This window comes from Pseudoalteromonas luteoviolacea NCIMB 1944 (assembly GCF_001625565.1).
Lineage (GTDB): Bacteria > Pseudomonadota > Gammaproteobacteria > Enterobacterales > Alteromonadaceae > Pseudoalteromonas > Pseudoalteromonas luteoviolacea_F.
This window is the reverse complement of sequence record NZ_AUXS01000040.1, coordinates 35,739-52,368: the sequence shown is the minus strand read 5'-3', so window position 1 is coordinate 52,368 and position 16,630 is coordinate 35,739. Positions and strand designations below refer to the sequence as shown.

Here is a 16,630-nt window from a genome sequence, read left to right as displayed (position 1 = left end):
CACATTCCCTTTACTCATATTAAGACCCCGCATAGGGTACAACTCTAATATAAATAACCATGACTGTAAAATCATGCGCAATATCTCAAGTAAAAGCCCCCTAACTTTGCGCTAACGTCAATTTTTTTTGTATATGAGCCGTGTAACTTGCAAGTATATCAAGCCGCTGTTGGTGACTTTTTTGTTGCACACCATGGGCAATGAATGGCGGGATAATCTCCCAGCCCATGAAGGCAAATACATCCTGATACAAGCCGTCTATTTTTGCTTGATAGTAGTCGAGTTCAGACTGATTTTTAGCCCCTCCAGTTGTGATAGAGTACATCACTTTTTTCGCTTTTAGGGTTGCACCTTCCCCATAGGCAAACCCGGATGTAAGCACTCGGTCAATCCACCCCTTTAAAATGGCCGGAAATGACCACCACCACAGTGGAAATTGCAGCACCAAAACATCACACTCTTTAAGCTTGTTTTGTTCGTGTTTGATTTGCCTAATAAATGCATTGTTTTCCAGCGCAAAGCGCTGTGCCTTGGCAAGATTGAAAGACTCTCCATCAGGAAACCCTATCACGTCATCGTGTCCCGCTACGGGGTTAAACGAGTCAGCATATAAATTAGATTCACTATATCTAATGCCCATACCGCTCAAAGTTTCGATGGCAACGCAGTGTAGTGCATAATTGAAAGAAGACTTTTCTGGGTGGGCTACGACTAAGTGGACATGCATTGTGGTTCCTTTGTCAGATATTATCTTTATACTCTATTTAAATCATAGAGTTGTGAATCATGAAAAAGTTCCTCTACAGCGCGCCAAACTAAAACTCATTATTTACACCAGCTCAAACTTGATACTTTTGCAGTTTGTCGGTATCTAATCTCACCTTGTTTCAGTTGATGTTAACCGAACTTAAAGTGTACAAAATACAGCCGATTAAATTCTTTATCATATTTAGGTTAAAGTTTTTTGTCTTTTTTTAAAAGCGAGTTAGCTTAACTTTAAGTATGGTGGATTAAAAATAAATATCAAATAAAATCAAACATATAAATCAACAACCATTGATTAAAAACATTGCTGTTGTCGAAATAAAAATTTAAGAAAGTTAGTTTTTTATACTTGAAACACCTGATCTGAATTTAAACCAAGCCCGTATTGCCGGAAAATTAACCACTCCAATGGAGATGATCGTGAAAGTACTTGCAAAACTGGCTATTGTTGCCATTGTTGGGCTTCTCTCTGCTTGTTCAGATGACGACGACCCAGTTATAACCCCACAGCCACACCAACCAGAAAACTCAGTCTATGACGCTGCAAAAGCAGCAGGGTCATTCAACACCTTAGTTGCAGCGCTCGATGCGACTGGGTTAAACGCAACACTAGATGATACGAACAATAAATTTACCGTGTTTGCACCCACTGATGCTGCTTTCGAATTGTTGGGTACACAGGCCATTAATGACCTGTTAGCTGACACAGATACACTCAGCAAAATTCTAACTTATCATGTGCTCAATTCCGAAGTGAATGCAGAAACGGCGTTGACGCTCGCAGGACAAACAGCTGACACCGTAAACGGGGCAAAAATTGCACTGTCTCTATCTGGTGAAAGTTTGCTGATCAACACCGCAACCGTTACACAAACAGACATTCAAACTGACAATGGTATAATTCATGTTATCGACGCCGTGCTCATGCCACCTGTAGAATCAACACCATCCCAAAATATTGCGGAAGTCGCGACCCAAGATGGTAACTTTACTACTTTATTGAAGGCGGTCGAAACCGCCGGTCTCACTAGCGCGTTGACAGGCTCTGATCCGCTCACAGTCTTTGCACCCACTGATGCCGCTTTTGCCGCACTCGGGACTAGTACCATCAATACTCTGTTGGCCAACCCCGATGTCCTCGGTGATATCTTAAAACAACACATCGTTTCGGGCAGCGTGGATGCAGTAACCGCAATGTCACTCAATGGTAAAAACGCCACAACATTGTTGGGTAATCAAAAAAGCGTGGCCATTGACCCGGCAGCTGACATGCTAAAATTCGCTGGGATCAAAGTTACACAAACGGATGTACGCGCATCAAATGGGATTATTCATGTACTGGATGCCGTTGTTGTTGGAGATATAACTGTGCCCGAGTCTCTTGGCTTGATCCCCGAAGTTGCCTCTAACGCCGGTTCATTCAACACCTTGATCAGTCTATTAAGTGCAACCGGTTTGGACCAAACCTTGTCTGATCCCACGGTGAAGTTTACCGTATTCGCGCCAACGGATGACGCTTTTTCAGCGCTTGGACAAGCTACATTAGATGCACTCGGCGCTGACACTGAAATGCTCAAAGATATTTTACTTTATCATGTTGTCTCTGGTCAGAGTGTGATGTCTGACGCAGCTGCCGCAATTGCTTCTTCTCAAGACAATATGGTTACGATGGCCAATACCGATATGGCGGCGCTAAGTACGGTGGATAGTAAGTTATTCATTGACGATGCAGTTATAAGAACAGCCAATGTGAAAGCGGACAATGGCGTTATTCATGTGTTGGATAAGGTCATTATGCCACCAGCTGAGAAAGTAACTTCTAACACAACAATTGCACAAGTGGCTTCGGAAACCGATGACTTATCAACCTTGGTGACGGCACTTACAGCAGCAAACTTGGTCGATACCCTGTCTGACACAAGTGCTCAGTTCACTGTGTTTGCACCAACCAACCGCGCATTTCAAAAAATTCCAGCTGATACACTCAACGCGTTATTGGCCGACCAAGCAGGATTAACCCAAGTACTGACCCAACATGTACTTGCACTCGAAGCGCCTGCTATGACTGCACTTAAGCTCAATGGTAAACAAGTTGAAACGATCGCAAAAAACATGTTGGATATTAGAGTCGTTGACTTTGCAGGAACAACCAATAGCGAAACCGATGCCGTGGCTTACGACGCAAACCAGCAGACTTTGGTCGCAGGCAAAGGGCACGACAAAGCTGGGTTCACGCTATATGTATTTGATAACGACCTGAGCTTTGCACAGAGCCAGTGCAACGACGCATGTGCAGCCGCGTGGCCCCCTGTGATTGCAACACAAGCACAAATCGCCAACATTCCTGGATTGAGTTTGATTGCTCGTCAAGACAGTCAAATGCAAGTCGCCTATTTGGGACGTCCGCTTTATCTGTATGCGTCAGACACAGCACCTGGGGACATGTTAGGCAGCGCTATCAATAATTGGTCGCATATTAGCTTGCCTACATCAGGGCTGCAAATCGAGGGCAGTAATGTGATCCAAAAAGATATTTACACCGCAAATGGGGTGGTGCATTTAATTGATACTGTGATCACATCTGTCGACTAGTTTCCTCTTCCTTTGAGTTAGGTATGGTTGTCTGAATTAGCCAACCATACCTTATTTCGAAAGGTATCTAGATACATTCCCTCTCAAAAGAAGCAACTTTATATTTTTGCTCAAACAGTGCACATGCCCCTAACAATGCTGCATAAGGAAGCTGGCTCACGCGAATATTCAATTGTTTGCACTGCTCATACTGTGTAAATGATGACAGCATATGCTCGCCAAATAAGTCATAGGCTTGGGTTACCGAGCCCCCCAATACAATCACGTCTGGATCATAAGCTAGCTGCATATGAGCAAACGCTATTCCAAGGTGCGTACCGAGTTGCTCAAATAATTTCAGCGATTCTACATTGCCTGCTTTGGCCAATTGATATTGAAACGCACCGTCCGTCCCCTGCTGATTAAAAAACTGGCCACTACAATAGTCTTCAATGGTTTTGCCAAGATAAGGCGCACTGCCAAATTCTCCTGCCAACCCATATCGCCCCGTATATAACTTTTCGTCAATCACCACCCCTGCACCAAGCCCTGTACCTAGGCAAACTCCCAATATGTTTTTACACGGCATAAAGTCACCACCATGACTTCCAAAGCGGTACTCACCAAAAGTGAAACAATTGACATCATTATGAACAAGAACAGGGACGTGAAACCGTTGGCTTAACTCCTCAGCCAACTGTACATCGCGCCACGCTGGTATATTTGTAACTTCAAACACTTCTCCGGTGTCACTATTTACAACCCCTGGGATCCCAATGGCTACGCCGATGCAATCCGCAGTTATCGTCATTCTAACAAGCTCGACAATATAGCTAGTCACTTCTTTCTTTGTGCCTGAAGCTGGCACTGGGTAGCGCTTCACCTGCCCTACACGCCCTTGTTTCGCTAAACCACACAATGCTTTAGTACCACCAAGGTCAATACAAACAATCATTCCTGACATCTTATGCTTCCTGCTCTGGTGATTTTCTTTCAAAAAGACGGAATGTATGGTTATTTACCAACGGATTTGATGAATTTGCTATATAAGCCATGTACCCCAAAGGAATAAATAACAAACATAGCGCTAGCGTCAATGAACCAGATATATACGTCACGGCCCCAATTAATGGTGAAGCCACCGCTCCGCCAACAATACCCGTGCATAGGATCCCAGCGATCGCACCGTGTCCTTGAGCAAATGAATTCAGCGCTAATGAAAATAACGCGGACCACATAATGGATAAGAAAAACCCTGCGGCAGGAAATGCAATCAATGCCAGTTCGGCAGAGCCAAATATCGCCATTGCCAAACTCACTCCCGCGCCGAGACAAAACCACACAAGCACCTTGCGCACGTCGAATAACTTCATCAAGACCAAGCCGACCATGCAACCGATTGTCAGCATAAGCCAAAATTGACTCACCACTTTAGCCCCAACATTTTTTGCATCTAGATCATGGGTTTGCTGTAAAAAAATGGCTATGGAATTCGCAATCCCTTGCTCCAAAGCAACATAGGCTGCAATCGCAAAAAAGAACTTTATGACTGTTTTATTCTTAAATAACGCCGTACAGTCACCTAAGGTGTAATTTGCCATGTGCTCGTCGTCAACAACAGCAAAGCGAGTCAGTGCACTCCACACCAACATCGCCAAGCACACCAAAGCAAATAGCCAATACATACTTAGCCACTCCATTTGCGCAGGAACCAGAATACTCATCAAAGAGTTAGAGTTTTGGGCCGTCTCAGATAATCCGACATATACAACTGGTGAGAGGGTCGCGCCAGCACCAAACAGCAATTGCGCCACGACAGATAACACGGCAAAGTGTTCACTGCCACCGGCGCGGCGTAAAAGAGGGTTGATGGCTACTTGTAAAAATGCCATGGCACTGCCAATCATAAATAGGGCAAACATGGCAAGTGCAAAGCTGGGTAAGAGTGCAAAAAGCAGCGAGCCGCTGGCAGCCAAGCTAAAAGCGATCAACATGACAAATTTTTCGCCAATACGCTGCGCTAACAAACCTGCCGGGATAGACATTACGCCATAGGCGGCGAAAAAAGCAAAAGGAAAAAAGCCAGCCAGCACAATGCCGATATCAAAGCTTTTTATCAATTCAGGAAAGATTGGACCAAGAATATTGGTGATAAAAGAGATCGTAAAGAACGTCGCGAGAACCACAAGCACCGCAGGCAAATTCTTCTTCATTACTAGTACCTTATTTAATAAAAAGGCGATGGCAAAAATAGGATCTGTTTGTTGGCAGACAAATGATCCAAGGGGAATCCGCCATCACCTTAACTCGTCAAATAAGGTTAGTGTGCCGCCAATTAACTTCATATTGCGGCACTATTCAATCCTTTATCAATACAATTCAAGCCCACCAGCAGCAACAGACAACCTACCCCTGTATGTTAGTATTTCCTGTTACCTTGTTTGCACTGATAAGCATGATTGAAAGGCTTGATTTCAATACTGATTTATCACATAACTTTAATTATAGCGTCTGAAATTGTAACCATGGATCGCAGAGGCTGCTGCGCAGTTTTGCTCGTTGAATAGCTTGATTAAAAGTAAACCTAAAGAATTCATATTCGAAACTTAACACTATAACATTCACATTTACCCATCATAAGTATTAGAAAAAATAAAGTTATAGCAACTATATATGGTATCAAATTGGCTTTGTAACTCTCACTTTTGTGCTAAAGCTGTGTCGATTACACTTTAGATATTGTACTATTTTCACCCGGCCAACCGCATAAGCCTACGATGTTAACATCTAGACTTTTCGTTGCTTTGTGACACCAGATAATCGTCATTCCAAGTCCATTTAGACTACTAACTTCAGCCATCATACTTTAGTGATTTAACATTAACATTTTGAAGTATAAGTTTATTTATAATATTGGTATAAACCCCAATCATTTTCTGAATAAGGCTTCTCAGCTATTTTACGCCTTAATTCGCCTCATGATGACTCCCTCTTTATCTCTTGCACTACAACCTATGCCGCTTTGAACTATGTTACTCACTCTGGTTGTGCTTGACATAACTGAGCACCCTTTTACGCTAGTTGCACAACTTTACATAACCAATTGTTCCTTTGTGACAGCATTAGTAGTATTGATAATTTTTGGCGTATTAACATGATGTATATGCAATTATATTAAGTTGAGATTAAATCCTCAGACTCACAGGCGCAGGCTTCATTTTTGCAATTAGCACCACTGAAGAAACATCATTGGAAATTACTCTGCTGCTAACAAAAAAGGCCGTTAAGGCCTTTGTGCTACGATAATGAAAAGGAAGTTAGTGACTACCAGCGACCACGTACACCCAGAGTAAAGCGGCGCTCATAGATATTTTGTGCCATGCGGTTGTCTTGCCACTGCGCGTATTGTGATTCATACTCTTCGGTCAAGTTGCTGCCTGACATATACACAGTAAGATTGTCATTTATGTCATAACTTGCAGACATATCAATGTAGGTAGTCGGCTCTGTCCAAACACCTATATTACCCATACCACCTGGTGTTGACACCGTATGCAAACGCTTGGAGCGGTAGTTTGCGGCCAATCTGAATTGAAACCCATACTGCTCGTACCATAAAACTGCGTTACCTGATTCTTTAGAGTTGTCTTCAAGCGGCAATGGCTCCCCACCAAAACCTTCTTTGCCACTTTCACTTTCCGAATATGTATAGTTGAATGCAGCACCAAAGCCACTCCAAAAACCGGGCAAAAAGTCAAAAGCTTGCTGGTAGCTAAACTCCGCACCTTCCATCGTGCCACCTTGACCGTTAATTTGACCATTCACTGTAACATTACGACGCACTACACCATCGCCATCTTCTGCGGCGATCTGCCACTGTGCAGATTCAATAAATGACTCTAAATCAATGTTGAACAATGCAACACTAACCAGCGCACTTGGCGAGAAATACCATTCCAATGTCACATCGGTATTTTCTGCGCGCCAAGGCTCAAGATCTGGGTTACCTTGCATGGTAGCGTTAGTTGCGATCAGTAGATCCGGGCTGATCCCTTCGCTGGCAGCCAACTCATCACCCGCTCTAGCTCGGCTAATCGTAAGACCGCCACCGAGTGACTTTAGGTCCAAACGTGTCATTGTTTTACCCCAGGATGTACGCAAAATTACATCGTCTCTCAGGTTAAACGCCACATTCACAGACGGTAAAAAGTCACTGTAAGAGCGTGCGGTTACAATGTCACCCACATCTTTTGCCACTTCACCAGGACAGTTAGTACAAATAGAATCACCCACTTCGTTTTGTACGATATCAAGATCGGTTTCTATGTATTGAAAACCCACGTTAGCACGATAAAAATCATTTGATAGATCGGCGCGCCAATAAACAGACTGCGTTTGCTCTTCTATTTTATAAGAGCTTCCAGGCACTCCACCTCTGATATTGCCCGGATAGAGCGCATTTTGAAATGCAAACGGATCATCAAGTTGGCGCGGATCAACGAAATAGTATTCACCTAAATTAACTGGACCAAAGTCGCTGTTTTTTTCCACCCACCCTTCTGGCAAACCAGTAAAATTAAATGGTGTATTAGCTCCCATGGTAATATCGCCATCTACGACACTAACTTCCCCATCACCATTTGTATCAAATGCAGCCAATCCCTGATCTTTCCACATGACATTGACACTGCCCTCGCCCACAGGGTTGGAAAAAGGCGCGAGCAAAACAAACTGATCACGTGTTACGTCACGCTGACCAACTCGCACGCCAAATGACATCTTTTCAAGGTGCTTATAGTCAAACTGATACTCACCATCCAATCGCAAAACATCTAAGCTCGCTTCTTCGTCATAGTTATTTTCGGAATAGGTAGAGACAATGGCATAGCGGTTGATATTGGAGCCAAAGACCTCTCCTTGCAGCTCACTAGGCCCAGTCAATGAAGGATGTTTGCCTTTGAAATTCAAACGCATCGGAATAGGGTTTGGCCCATACCCGCCAGGATTTACAGCAATTGGACCTGTGCCATCATTTCTTCGTAAGCCATGGGCAAGGCCATTGGTCAGGTAACCCTGAGCGACGTTTTCAGTGTGGCTACGCTCAGCATCCGCAGTAATAAAACGCGCTTTACCGGAAAAATTACCGTCTCCTTTAAATTCTAACTCAAAATTAAAGTTTGTTGACTCACGCTGGTTAGTATGACTTTCTGAGTGGGACACAACACGCGGTGAATTGAGCGTTATATCTTGCGCTGTATACAGGTTGTGGCCATTATCTAGCACACCCCGGTTAATGGGGTCATGCTGATCTTGCCAGTGCCAGTGACCGCCCCAAGCATTGTCAGCTGTGATCCCTTTATGACGATCAGCATCATCCATATCCGTATAAAAAACATCACTACTGAAGGTCCAGTTGTCACTTAACTGAGCTTGGAAGCTTACCGTTGCGCCGAGGCGCTCACGCTCAGTGAAGCGGTTCATAATACCGTAACTCACATAAGTGAATTCGGCGTCATCAGAGTCCCCATCACCATTCATATCCTGTTTGGGACAAAACCAACATGACACTTCTTCGTGGTTTTCAAACGGCGCATATGCCCAACCATCATCAGTCGAACCATAGCGGTAGTTTGCCAGGTTTGCCTCATCGTACGAAAGGGTAGCCAGCACCGCAAAGCGGTCACCGTTATAGCCTGCGGACACCATAAACTTTGGATCTGTTTCTTCTGAGTATGACCCCGTTGAAGCCTCCGCCAGTGCCGCACCACTGAACCCCTCTTCCAGATCAAAGGGTTTACGCGTTAATAAATCAACCGTACCGGATATACCACCTGCAAGGGTGTCTGCGGTTGGCGATTTCATCACGTTCATAGAGCCAACCAAGCTGGAGGGAATATCGGTGAAGTCCGGCTGCACTTTAGTGATAGAGCCTGCACTTAAAAATTGCTCTCCGTTAAGCAAGGTTGTTACCTGAGGCATACCACGGACATTGATAGTAGAACCTTCACCAGCACTGCGACGAATTTGGATCCCCGGAACACGTTGCAGAGAGTCAGCAATGGTTATATCCGGTAATTTACCGATATCTTCAGCTGTAATAGAGTCAACCACACCATCGGCAAATCGCTTGGTATTTAAACTTCGTTCGGTAGAGGCTCTGATCCCGCGAACCTCGATAACTTCAACTTGCTCTGCTTGAACACCTGCATCTTCTGCATATGCGCCAACAGACAGAACAGCAGCCATAACAGCAAAAGATACGCGTGACCGTTTAAATGGAGATAAATTATGTTTCATCACTTTTCTCTCTGATCTATTTTTTTATCTGTTTTTGAAAAGAAAATTAGAGAAAACTCAACACTTATTAACTAAGTAAACACCTTGACCTAGTCGCCCAAGGGTACTGAGCGCCTGAATAAATCACGTAACGAAAAATGCTACTTAAAATTAACAACTCTAATTTCAACCTTTACATATTTGAGCAGTCAGGGAGACAAGATGTTTGCATTTTCTATCTCATACAGGTACAAATCTATCAATAAACAGCGCTGTCATCTCAGTGGATGAACCTTTATTAGGTATTAATCGTGAAAAACATGGCAGTTCCCGAGGTGAATATGAAGTGGATAGATAAGTATTATGATTGATTTGAAATGTATCACCACGTTTTACATAGGTGATTGAGTATTTAAATATATGTAACAAAGAGTAATAACGCTTAAAGGCTTAAGCGTCGAATAATTACCTTACAACATGTGCTCGTTAAATATTTTTAAAACATATAAAGAACAAAAATTAAGGACAATATTATGAGAGCGATGTGCGAAAAAATCATACCTTCAACCAATTGTTCTTGGCGATACTGTTTATACCAGTTAAATGAAATTCCATTCAATTGGCACTATCACCCAGAGTATGAGATATGCCTCACATTAAATAGTAAAGGTGTGTGTCATATTGGCGACTATATTGCGCCATTCGGTGACTATGACTTAGTCTTATTAGGACCTGAACTCCCCCATACATGGCAGTCAAAACCTAATCATGATGGCAGTATGCAAAAAGTATATGTCGCACAGATCCCAGCACTTTGGCTAGAGCAGCAACTGCGGCTCAACAAAGAGTTTGAAAGTTTGCACACCCTGCTGCACAAGGCAAAGTGCGGATTAAAGTTCAGTGAACACCTTGCTAGGACCACTGAGCAACTGTTTATCCAGATGGCTGAAGCTAACCCTCTAGAGCGATATGTACTGTTATTTAATATGCTCAACTTGATGGCGACCAGCGACTATGACACGCTTTCTAGTATGGAGTTTAGCTACGCTAATCAACAAGATCCGGCGAAAGACAAATTTGATCGCGTGATCAACTTCATCTATGAAAACTATACTGAGCAATTAAATGCGGACCTATTAGCTGAGCAAGCCCACATGAGTACCAACCATTTCCATCGATTCTTTAAAAAGCGCACCGAAAAAACAGTCACAGAATTTATCAATCAGTTACGTATTGCCAGAGCCTGTAAATTACTGATCAGTTCTAAAGCACCCATTACTGTGATCAGCGATCAATGCGGGTTTAATAACCTGTCAAACTTTAACAGGCGGTTTCTTGCGATTAAGGCCTGCACCCCGAGTCAATTTCGCTCTCGAATACAGCACAAAGCCCTGCTGTAAAAATGCTTTATCCACAAGCTAACAACTGACTTTAACACTAGGATTGTCAAAAAGGGGTCAGTTCAGGGTAAAGTCAGTTGTCACTAGGTAATTTGCACACAAAATAAAAATAGATCCAAGGAACAACCATGCGGTTTCAACTCTGTGCGCTGCTCGCCAGCGGGCTAATACTCTCCACTTCTCATGACACCTTTGCCGAAGAAGGGTGTCAAAAAGATCAACGCTGTACCATGGTGGTTTACAGTGAACAAACAGATAAATGGCAAGTCATCAATAAGTCCCGGGCAGAACGTGCTTTTAGCCCTTTCTCTACATACAAGATCCCCAATACGCTGATTTTGCTTGAAGAGCAAAAAATTGATACCAAGACAAGCTATAAAGTTGATACCCAAGCATACCCGGTAAAGAAATGGTGGCCGAGTGTCTGGCAAAGTGACGATATTAAAGTGAAGGATGCATTTAGCTACTCAGTGCTCCCCTTATACCAAATGTGGACCAATTCACTAAGCAAGCCCGAAATAAAGACCTATTTGTCACAATTTAACTATGGAAACCAAGATATCAACGGTCCGCTAGACGAGTTTTGGCTCAATTCAAGCCTGCAAATCTCAGCAATGGAACAAATTGAATTCTTACGTCAACTCGACGATAAAACGCTTGGATTAAGCAAGCAAACTTACCAAACTTTCGATGCGATTTTCTTAAAACAAAGTACACCTGAGTATCAGCTATACGCTAAAACAGGAACAGGCCCTATTGCTAAAAAAACATACTTAGGTTGGTATGTAGGTAAAATAGAAAACGCCCAAGGAACACACTATTTTGCATTTAATATGCATGCCCCCTCATTCAAAGAAATGGTGAATGTACGTGTGGATAAAGCACATGCAACGCTCAAGGCACTGAAGATAATTTAAAAGAGCAACACCGTTTCACGCACAAAAAAAGAGGTAACTTCGTTACCTCTTTTTTAATTTCCTAAGCAAGTTTTCTCAATAAGCCTTGGGTGTTTTGCCGCATCGTACTGGCCACCATAAAGTAACCTATCGCAGCCACAAACAAGGCACCACTTGCAGGACCCAATGCCCAAATATATGGATGCAGCTTACCGTCTACTTCAAACAACTCTCGTTGGATGATAAGTAAAGTGACGTCACTGACCAAGGCAGCAACAAAGCCCGCCAAAGCACCCAATAGTAAAAACTCATACAAGGTTGCCAATTTAATCAAGCGTCCACGTGCGCCTAAAGTACGCAAAATAACGATCTCCTGCATACGCTCGGCTAGGCTCGCCTGTACCTGAGATATCAGTACTAAAGCACCACTGGTTAACACGATAGCCAATACGAAACTGATAGCCAAAGACACTTGGGCAATCATTGACTGCGCTTGCTCTAAACGACTTTTAATATCAATCATACTCACTGTAGGGTGCTGCCTAAGTAGCGTACTGACGGTTTTTTCATCTCCTTCACCAAATTGCGCTGCACTGAAATAAGTCACAGGAAATTTACCCGCGACAGGAGGGTTAAATATCATCACAAAATTGGGCTTAAGCGATCCCCAGTCAACGCTGCGAAGACTGGTAACCTTAGCATCAAAACTGCGCTCATTTACTAAGAATGTCAGCGTATCACCAACTTCAATCCCTATCCCTTGCGCCATTCCTCGAGAAACAGACACTTCTAATTCAGTACTATCCGCATCGAACCATGTGCCATCGACCACTTCATTGCCATCTGGTAGCTGCGTCATCCAAGTCAGATTCAGCTCTCGACCAGCCCCTTCAGTAGCCTCTTCATCTTGCTCTTCACCTTCTTGCTTTGATGTACTGCGCGCAAATTTTTCTCCATTTAATGCATTCGCACGACCTCGGAATATAGGGAAAAACTCTGTATGCGTAATTTGATTTTGTGTGAAGAAGTCCTGGATATCACTGACTTCTGATTCGTTTATATTAATCAGAAAGGCATTGGGAGCATCCGCAGGTACTTGCATTTGCCAATCAGAAATCAGGTCATTTTTGAGCACAAATAAAAACAACATAAGCTTTATCGCCAAAGCAAAGCTGATCAACTGTACAGCATTTGCGTTGGCACGCTTTTGTAAGGTCGCAATGGCCAAAGACCAGCTGCTGCCAGGGCTCAAGCCTAGTTTTCTGCCAGCACTAAACAGCAACCTCGAGACGCCAAACAACACCAGCATCAATATTGCGGTCCCACCAAAGAGAAAAAGGGTTGTTTTTAACTCTCCACTGAAAAACCACATCAAGGCAAAAATAGTGGTCACAGACAGTGCCATATGAACTCTACTCACAGCCAGTTTATCCCCTAAATTACGACGTAAAACGCGCAGTGGCGGGATATCAAATAAATCGAGTAGAGGCTTCAATGAAAACATCAATGCGCACACCACACCAATGGTAATGGCTAAAAACCACGGCTTGAAACCCGCAGCAGGTAATTGCGTGTCCATAAAGCTGGCGAGATAATCAGTCGCCACAGCTTGCAACCCATAGCCAATTACTATGCCTATTGAGACTGAAAAAGCTGTCACCATAGAGAGATGAAGCAAAAAGATATTGCGAATTGTAGCTCGACTACCACCGAGTGTTTTCATCATGGCAACCGGATCGTACTGACGCTCACAGTAACGCTTCGCAGACACAGCCATTGCTACCGCAGCTAGCATTATTCCGAATAACCCAGCTAGCAATAAGAAGCTCTCTGAACGCGCAAGGTTCTCACCTAGTGGCGACTGACGATCTTTTATTCCCTGCCACCTTTGATTTTCTCTCAATTGAGGCTTCAGCCACCCATAATAATCTGTCAACAGTGCTTCATCACCCGAAAATAACATGCGATAAAACACTCGGCTTCCTGGCTGGACCGCCTGTGTTGTCTCAATATCGGTGTAATTTAGTAAAACACGTTTATTCCCCGCCAACGAGAAAAATGGTGCATCTGGTTCACTGACAAGGATTTTACTGGCGCGGAACATACCTACGCCAATTTCAACTTGGTCACCAACATCTAAGCCTAGACTATAAAACATCCCTTCACTGAGCCAGACCTCGCCAGGTTTAGGTACATCTCGCACCTCATATTCAGCTTGGGCAAAATCATCTTTGAGCTTGACCAAACCCCTTAAAGGATAACCATTAGACACCGCTTTAATCGAGCCCAATACCAATTCATCATTGGCAAACAGCATAGAGTCAAAAAACATTTGTCGTGCCGTGTTCAGACCTAAACGTTCAGCTTCAAGAATATAATCATCATTTAAAGCATGGTTGCTCACTAAACGCCTATCAGCAGCAATAAAGTCTGCTGATTTTTGCTCAATGTTCATCCGAATGCGCTCTGTCACAGATGACAAGCTAAATACTGTTAGTACAGCAAGGGCTATCGCCGCAAAAATAATGGTCAACTCACCACGACGCAGCTCTCGCCAAAATAAAGTGAGTGCTAACTTAAACCACATGAACTGTTGCTCCTTCACCATCGCGTATTTTTTCTAGCTGGCCACCCTCGATGTGAATAATCCGATCGCACTGCCGAGCGAGCGCTTCATCATGGGTAACCAGAATTAATGTAGTCCCATTTTGCTTGTTGAGGTCGAAAAGTAGCTTTTCTATCAGGTGACCATTTTTACTGTCTAAGTTTGCCGACGGTTCATCAGCAAACAGGATTTTGGGCGAACCGATGAAGGCCCGCGCTATCGCTACTCGTTGTTGCTCTCCGCCAGAAAGTTGCGACGGATAGTGACTAACTCGATGGGATAGGCCTACTTTTTCGAGTAATTCCGAGGCCTGTTGTTTCGCGCCGCTATCACCAGCCAACTCGGCGGGCAGCATCACATTTTCCAGCGCTGTTAAGCTTTGCACCAACATAAACGATTGAAATACAAAGCCCACTTTTTCTGCTCGTAGGCGCGCACGCTCTTCTTCATCTAATTTGTGTAGTGCCGCACCGTCCAAAAATACTTCACCAGCCGTTCCTGTATCCAGTCCAGCAAGCAAACTGAGTAGCGTAGATTTACCTGAGCCGGACGTGCCCACAATCGCAACAGACTCTCCTGACTTGACAGTGAAATTGATATCGCTAAGGATATCTAAGTCACCTTCAAAGGTACTGACTGTTTTGTTAAGTCCTTTGACCTGAATAACATTTAACTGAGAAAGTACTGACATGATTCGAATTTTCCTAAAACTTGTGCTGTTCCTCGCATGCCTCAATCAACCCTTTGGGGCAACAGCTAGCGAGACTAAAATTATGATCATAGGTGATAGCTTAAGTGCGGGCTACGGACTTAAACAAGACCAAGACTGGGTTAATTTGTTACAAAATAAGTACGCTGAAACGAAAAAATCGATCTCATTAATCAATATGAGTGTCTCTGGCCAAACCACGGACAATGCGCTGCTCACCATTGACGCCCAACTTAAAGCGCACCAACCTAGCCATGTATTAATCGAATTAGGCGGAAATGATGGTATTCGCGGTTTTCCAATTAAACTGATCCGCAAGCACCTCACAGAGTTGGTTGCAAAAAGTAAAAACAGTGGCGCAAAAGTCGCGTTAATGGAAATTCAAATTCCGCCAAACCTAGGCCCAAGATACACCAAAATGTTTACCGGTAACTATCAAAAGGTAGCTAAAGACACAGGGGCTTATTTGATGGATTATTTTATGGTGCCGATTGCAATCGACAAGTCGTTAATGCAAAACGACAACCTGCATCCCAATGAAAAAGCCCAGCCGCTTATTAGAGACTTTATGGAAAAGCAATTTGATGTATGGCTGAGTAAATCATAACAGGCTGAATTAACAGATATACCGTTGTACCCAATTGCGCTTTTGGGTACAATTTAGTCGTGATTTTAGTGTTAAATGACCCATCTGAAAGTCAAAATTCACTCCCCTTTATGGAAACGCTATATAATTAAGGAAATTAAAATGAAGAAGTATTGTGTAACTGCGCTGGTCGTCGCGACCTTATCAGGCTGTGCATCAGTTGACATGCAAAGTTATGTTGATCCGAAATTTAAAGCCACCCAATATTCAAGTTTAATGGTTGACGCTGCACTTACTGACTTAACCATGAAAACACTCATTGAGGACAGAGTTTGTAAACAAATCAACCTCAAACTCAGTTCAGTTAAGTGTGTCAAAGCAATCGACGTCTTCCCCCCAACACGAGAGTTCAATCAGCATACTTGGCAACAAGCGTTTGCAAAAACAGGTGCACAAGCGCGATTACAAATAGAGCTACTATCACAAGAAAGCCAAACCTCACATGCTTTCAACGCCAACTCGACAACACCTTCTTACTCATCAGTAGGCACCCCCTCTACTAACTATACGTCGTATACCACAGTACACCTGACCGACAAGTTTCAAATTACTTTGTTCGACAAAGGGGATCAAAATAAAGCCATGACAGCAACAGGAGTTGTAAAAGCGCAGAAAACCATTCGAGATCACAACAAGACCATCGCATCGATGCTATCAGAACGAATTACACAAGAGCTCCTCGATAAGGGCTTAGTTAAGCAGCCTACATCTGTAAAACTATAACTGGGTAAGCAAAGGCTGAAACTTGAGGCACAGGCCTCA

At 43.5% G+C, this 16,630-nt stretch carries 11 protein-coding genes; 5 read left to right on the top strand and 6 right to left on the bottom strand.

What is annotated here, in order from left to right:
• Positions 1-100 precede the first annotated feature (100 nt).
• Positions 101-727, bottom strand: a complete 627-nt coding sequence (locus tag N483_RS14775) for an NAD(P)H-dependent oxidoreductase (protein ID WP_023398237.1) — start codon at positions 725-727, stop codon at positions 101-103.
• Positions 728-1,179: 452 nt separating this feature from the next.
• On the opposite strand from N483_RS14775, the gene N483_RS14770 reads away from it, so the two are divergent.
• Positions 1,180-3,357, top strand: a complete 2,178-nt coding sequence (locus N483_RS14770) for a fasciclin domain-containing protein (RefSeq protein WP_036975384.1) — start codon at positions 1,180-1,182, stop codon at positions 3,355-3,357.
• A 67-nt stretch (positions 3,358-3,424) separates the two neighbouring features.
• Here the strand turns inward: N483_RS14770 and N483_RS14765 are convergent, their stop codons facing one another.
• From N483_RS14765 to N483_RS14755, 3 genes are all read right to left on the bottom strand, one after another.
• The gene (locus tag N483_RS14765; RefSeq protein WP_023398239.1) at positions 3,425-4,300 is read right to left on the bottom strand and encodes an ROK family protein; all 876 of its coding nucleotides are present in this window, start codon (positions 4,298-4,300) and stop codon (positions 3,425-3,427) included.
• 1 nt (position 4,301) lies between these two features.
• Complete coding sequence (locus tag N483_RS14760; RefSeq protein WP_023398240.1) at positions 4,302-5,549, bottom strand: MFS transporter; 1,248 nt, start codon at positions 5,547-5,549, stop codon at positions 4,302-4,304.
• Positions 5,550-6,660: 1,111 nt separating this feature from the next.
• On the bottom strand, positions 6,661-9,633 hold the full coding sequence (locus N483_RS14755; RefSeq protein WP_023398241.1) for a TonB-dependent receptor: 2,973 nt from the start codon (positions 9,631-9,633) through the stop codon (positions 6,661-6,663).
• Between the two features lie 512 nt (positions 9,634-10,145).
• Here N483_RS14755 and N483_RS14750 point away from each other — a divergent pair.
• Positions 10,146-11,012 carry a helix-turn-helix domain-containing protein gene (locus N483_RS14750; RefSeq protein WP_023398242.1) on the top strand — a complete coding sequence of 289 codons (867 nt, stop codon included), beginning with the start codon at positions 10,146-10,148 and terminating at the stop codon, positions 11,010-11,012.
• Positions 11,013-11,140: 128 nt separating this feature from the next.
• A complete protein-coding gene (locus N483_RS14745; protein ID WP_023398243.1) occupies positions 11,141-11,929 on the top strand; it encodes a serine hydrolase in 789 nt (262 codons plus the stop codon).
• 61 nt (positions 11,930-11,990) lie between these two features.
• Here N483_RS14745 and N483_RS14740 read toward each other — a convergent pair whose 3' ends face one another.
• Both N483_RS14740 and N483_RS14735 read right to left on the bottom strand, forming a co-directional pair.
• Positions 11,991-14,495 carry an ABC transporter permease gene (locus N483_RS14740; RefSeq protein ID WP_023398244.1) on the bottom strand — a complete coding sequence of 835 codons (2,505 nt, stop codon included), beginning with the start codon at positions 14,493-14,495 and terminating at the stop codon, positions 11,991-11,993.
• The gene (locus tag N483_RS14735; RefSeq protein ID WP_023398245.1) at positions 14,485-15,204 is read right to left on the bottom strand and encodes an ABC transporter ATP-binding protein; all 720 of its coding nucleotides are present in this window, start codon (positions 15,202-15,204) and stop codon (positions 14,485-14,487) included. The genes N483_RS14740 and N483_RS14735 overlap by 11 nt, the downstream gene beginning before the upstream one ends.
• On the opposite strand from N483_RS14735, the gene N483_RS14730 reads away from it, so the two are divergent.
• Positions 15,203-15,829 (top strand): arylesterase, encoded by a 627-nt coding sequence (locus N483_RS14730; protein WP_036975387.1) that lies wholly within the window; start codon positions 15,203-15,205, stop codon positions 15,827-15,829. The genes N483_RS14735 and N483_RS14730 overlap by 2 nt on opposite strands.
• A 141-nt stretch (positions 15,830-15,970) precedes the next feature.
• Positions 15,971-16,591, top strand: a complete 621-nt coding sequence (locus tag N483_RS14725) for a hypothetical protein (protein WP_023398247.1) — start codon at positions 15,971-15,973, stop codon at positions 16,589-16,591.
• Positions 16,592-16,630: the final 39 nt, after the last annotated feature.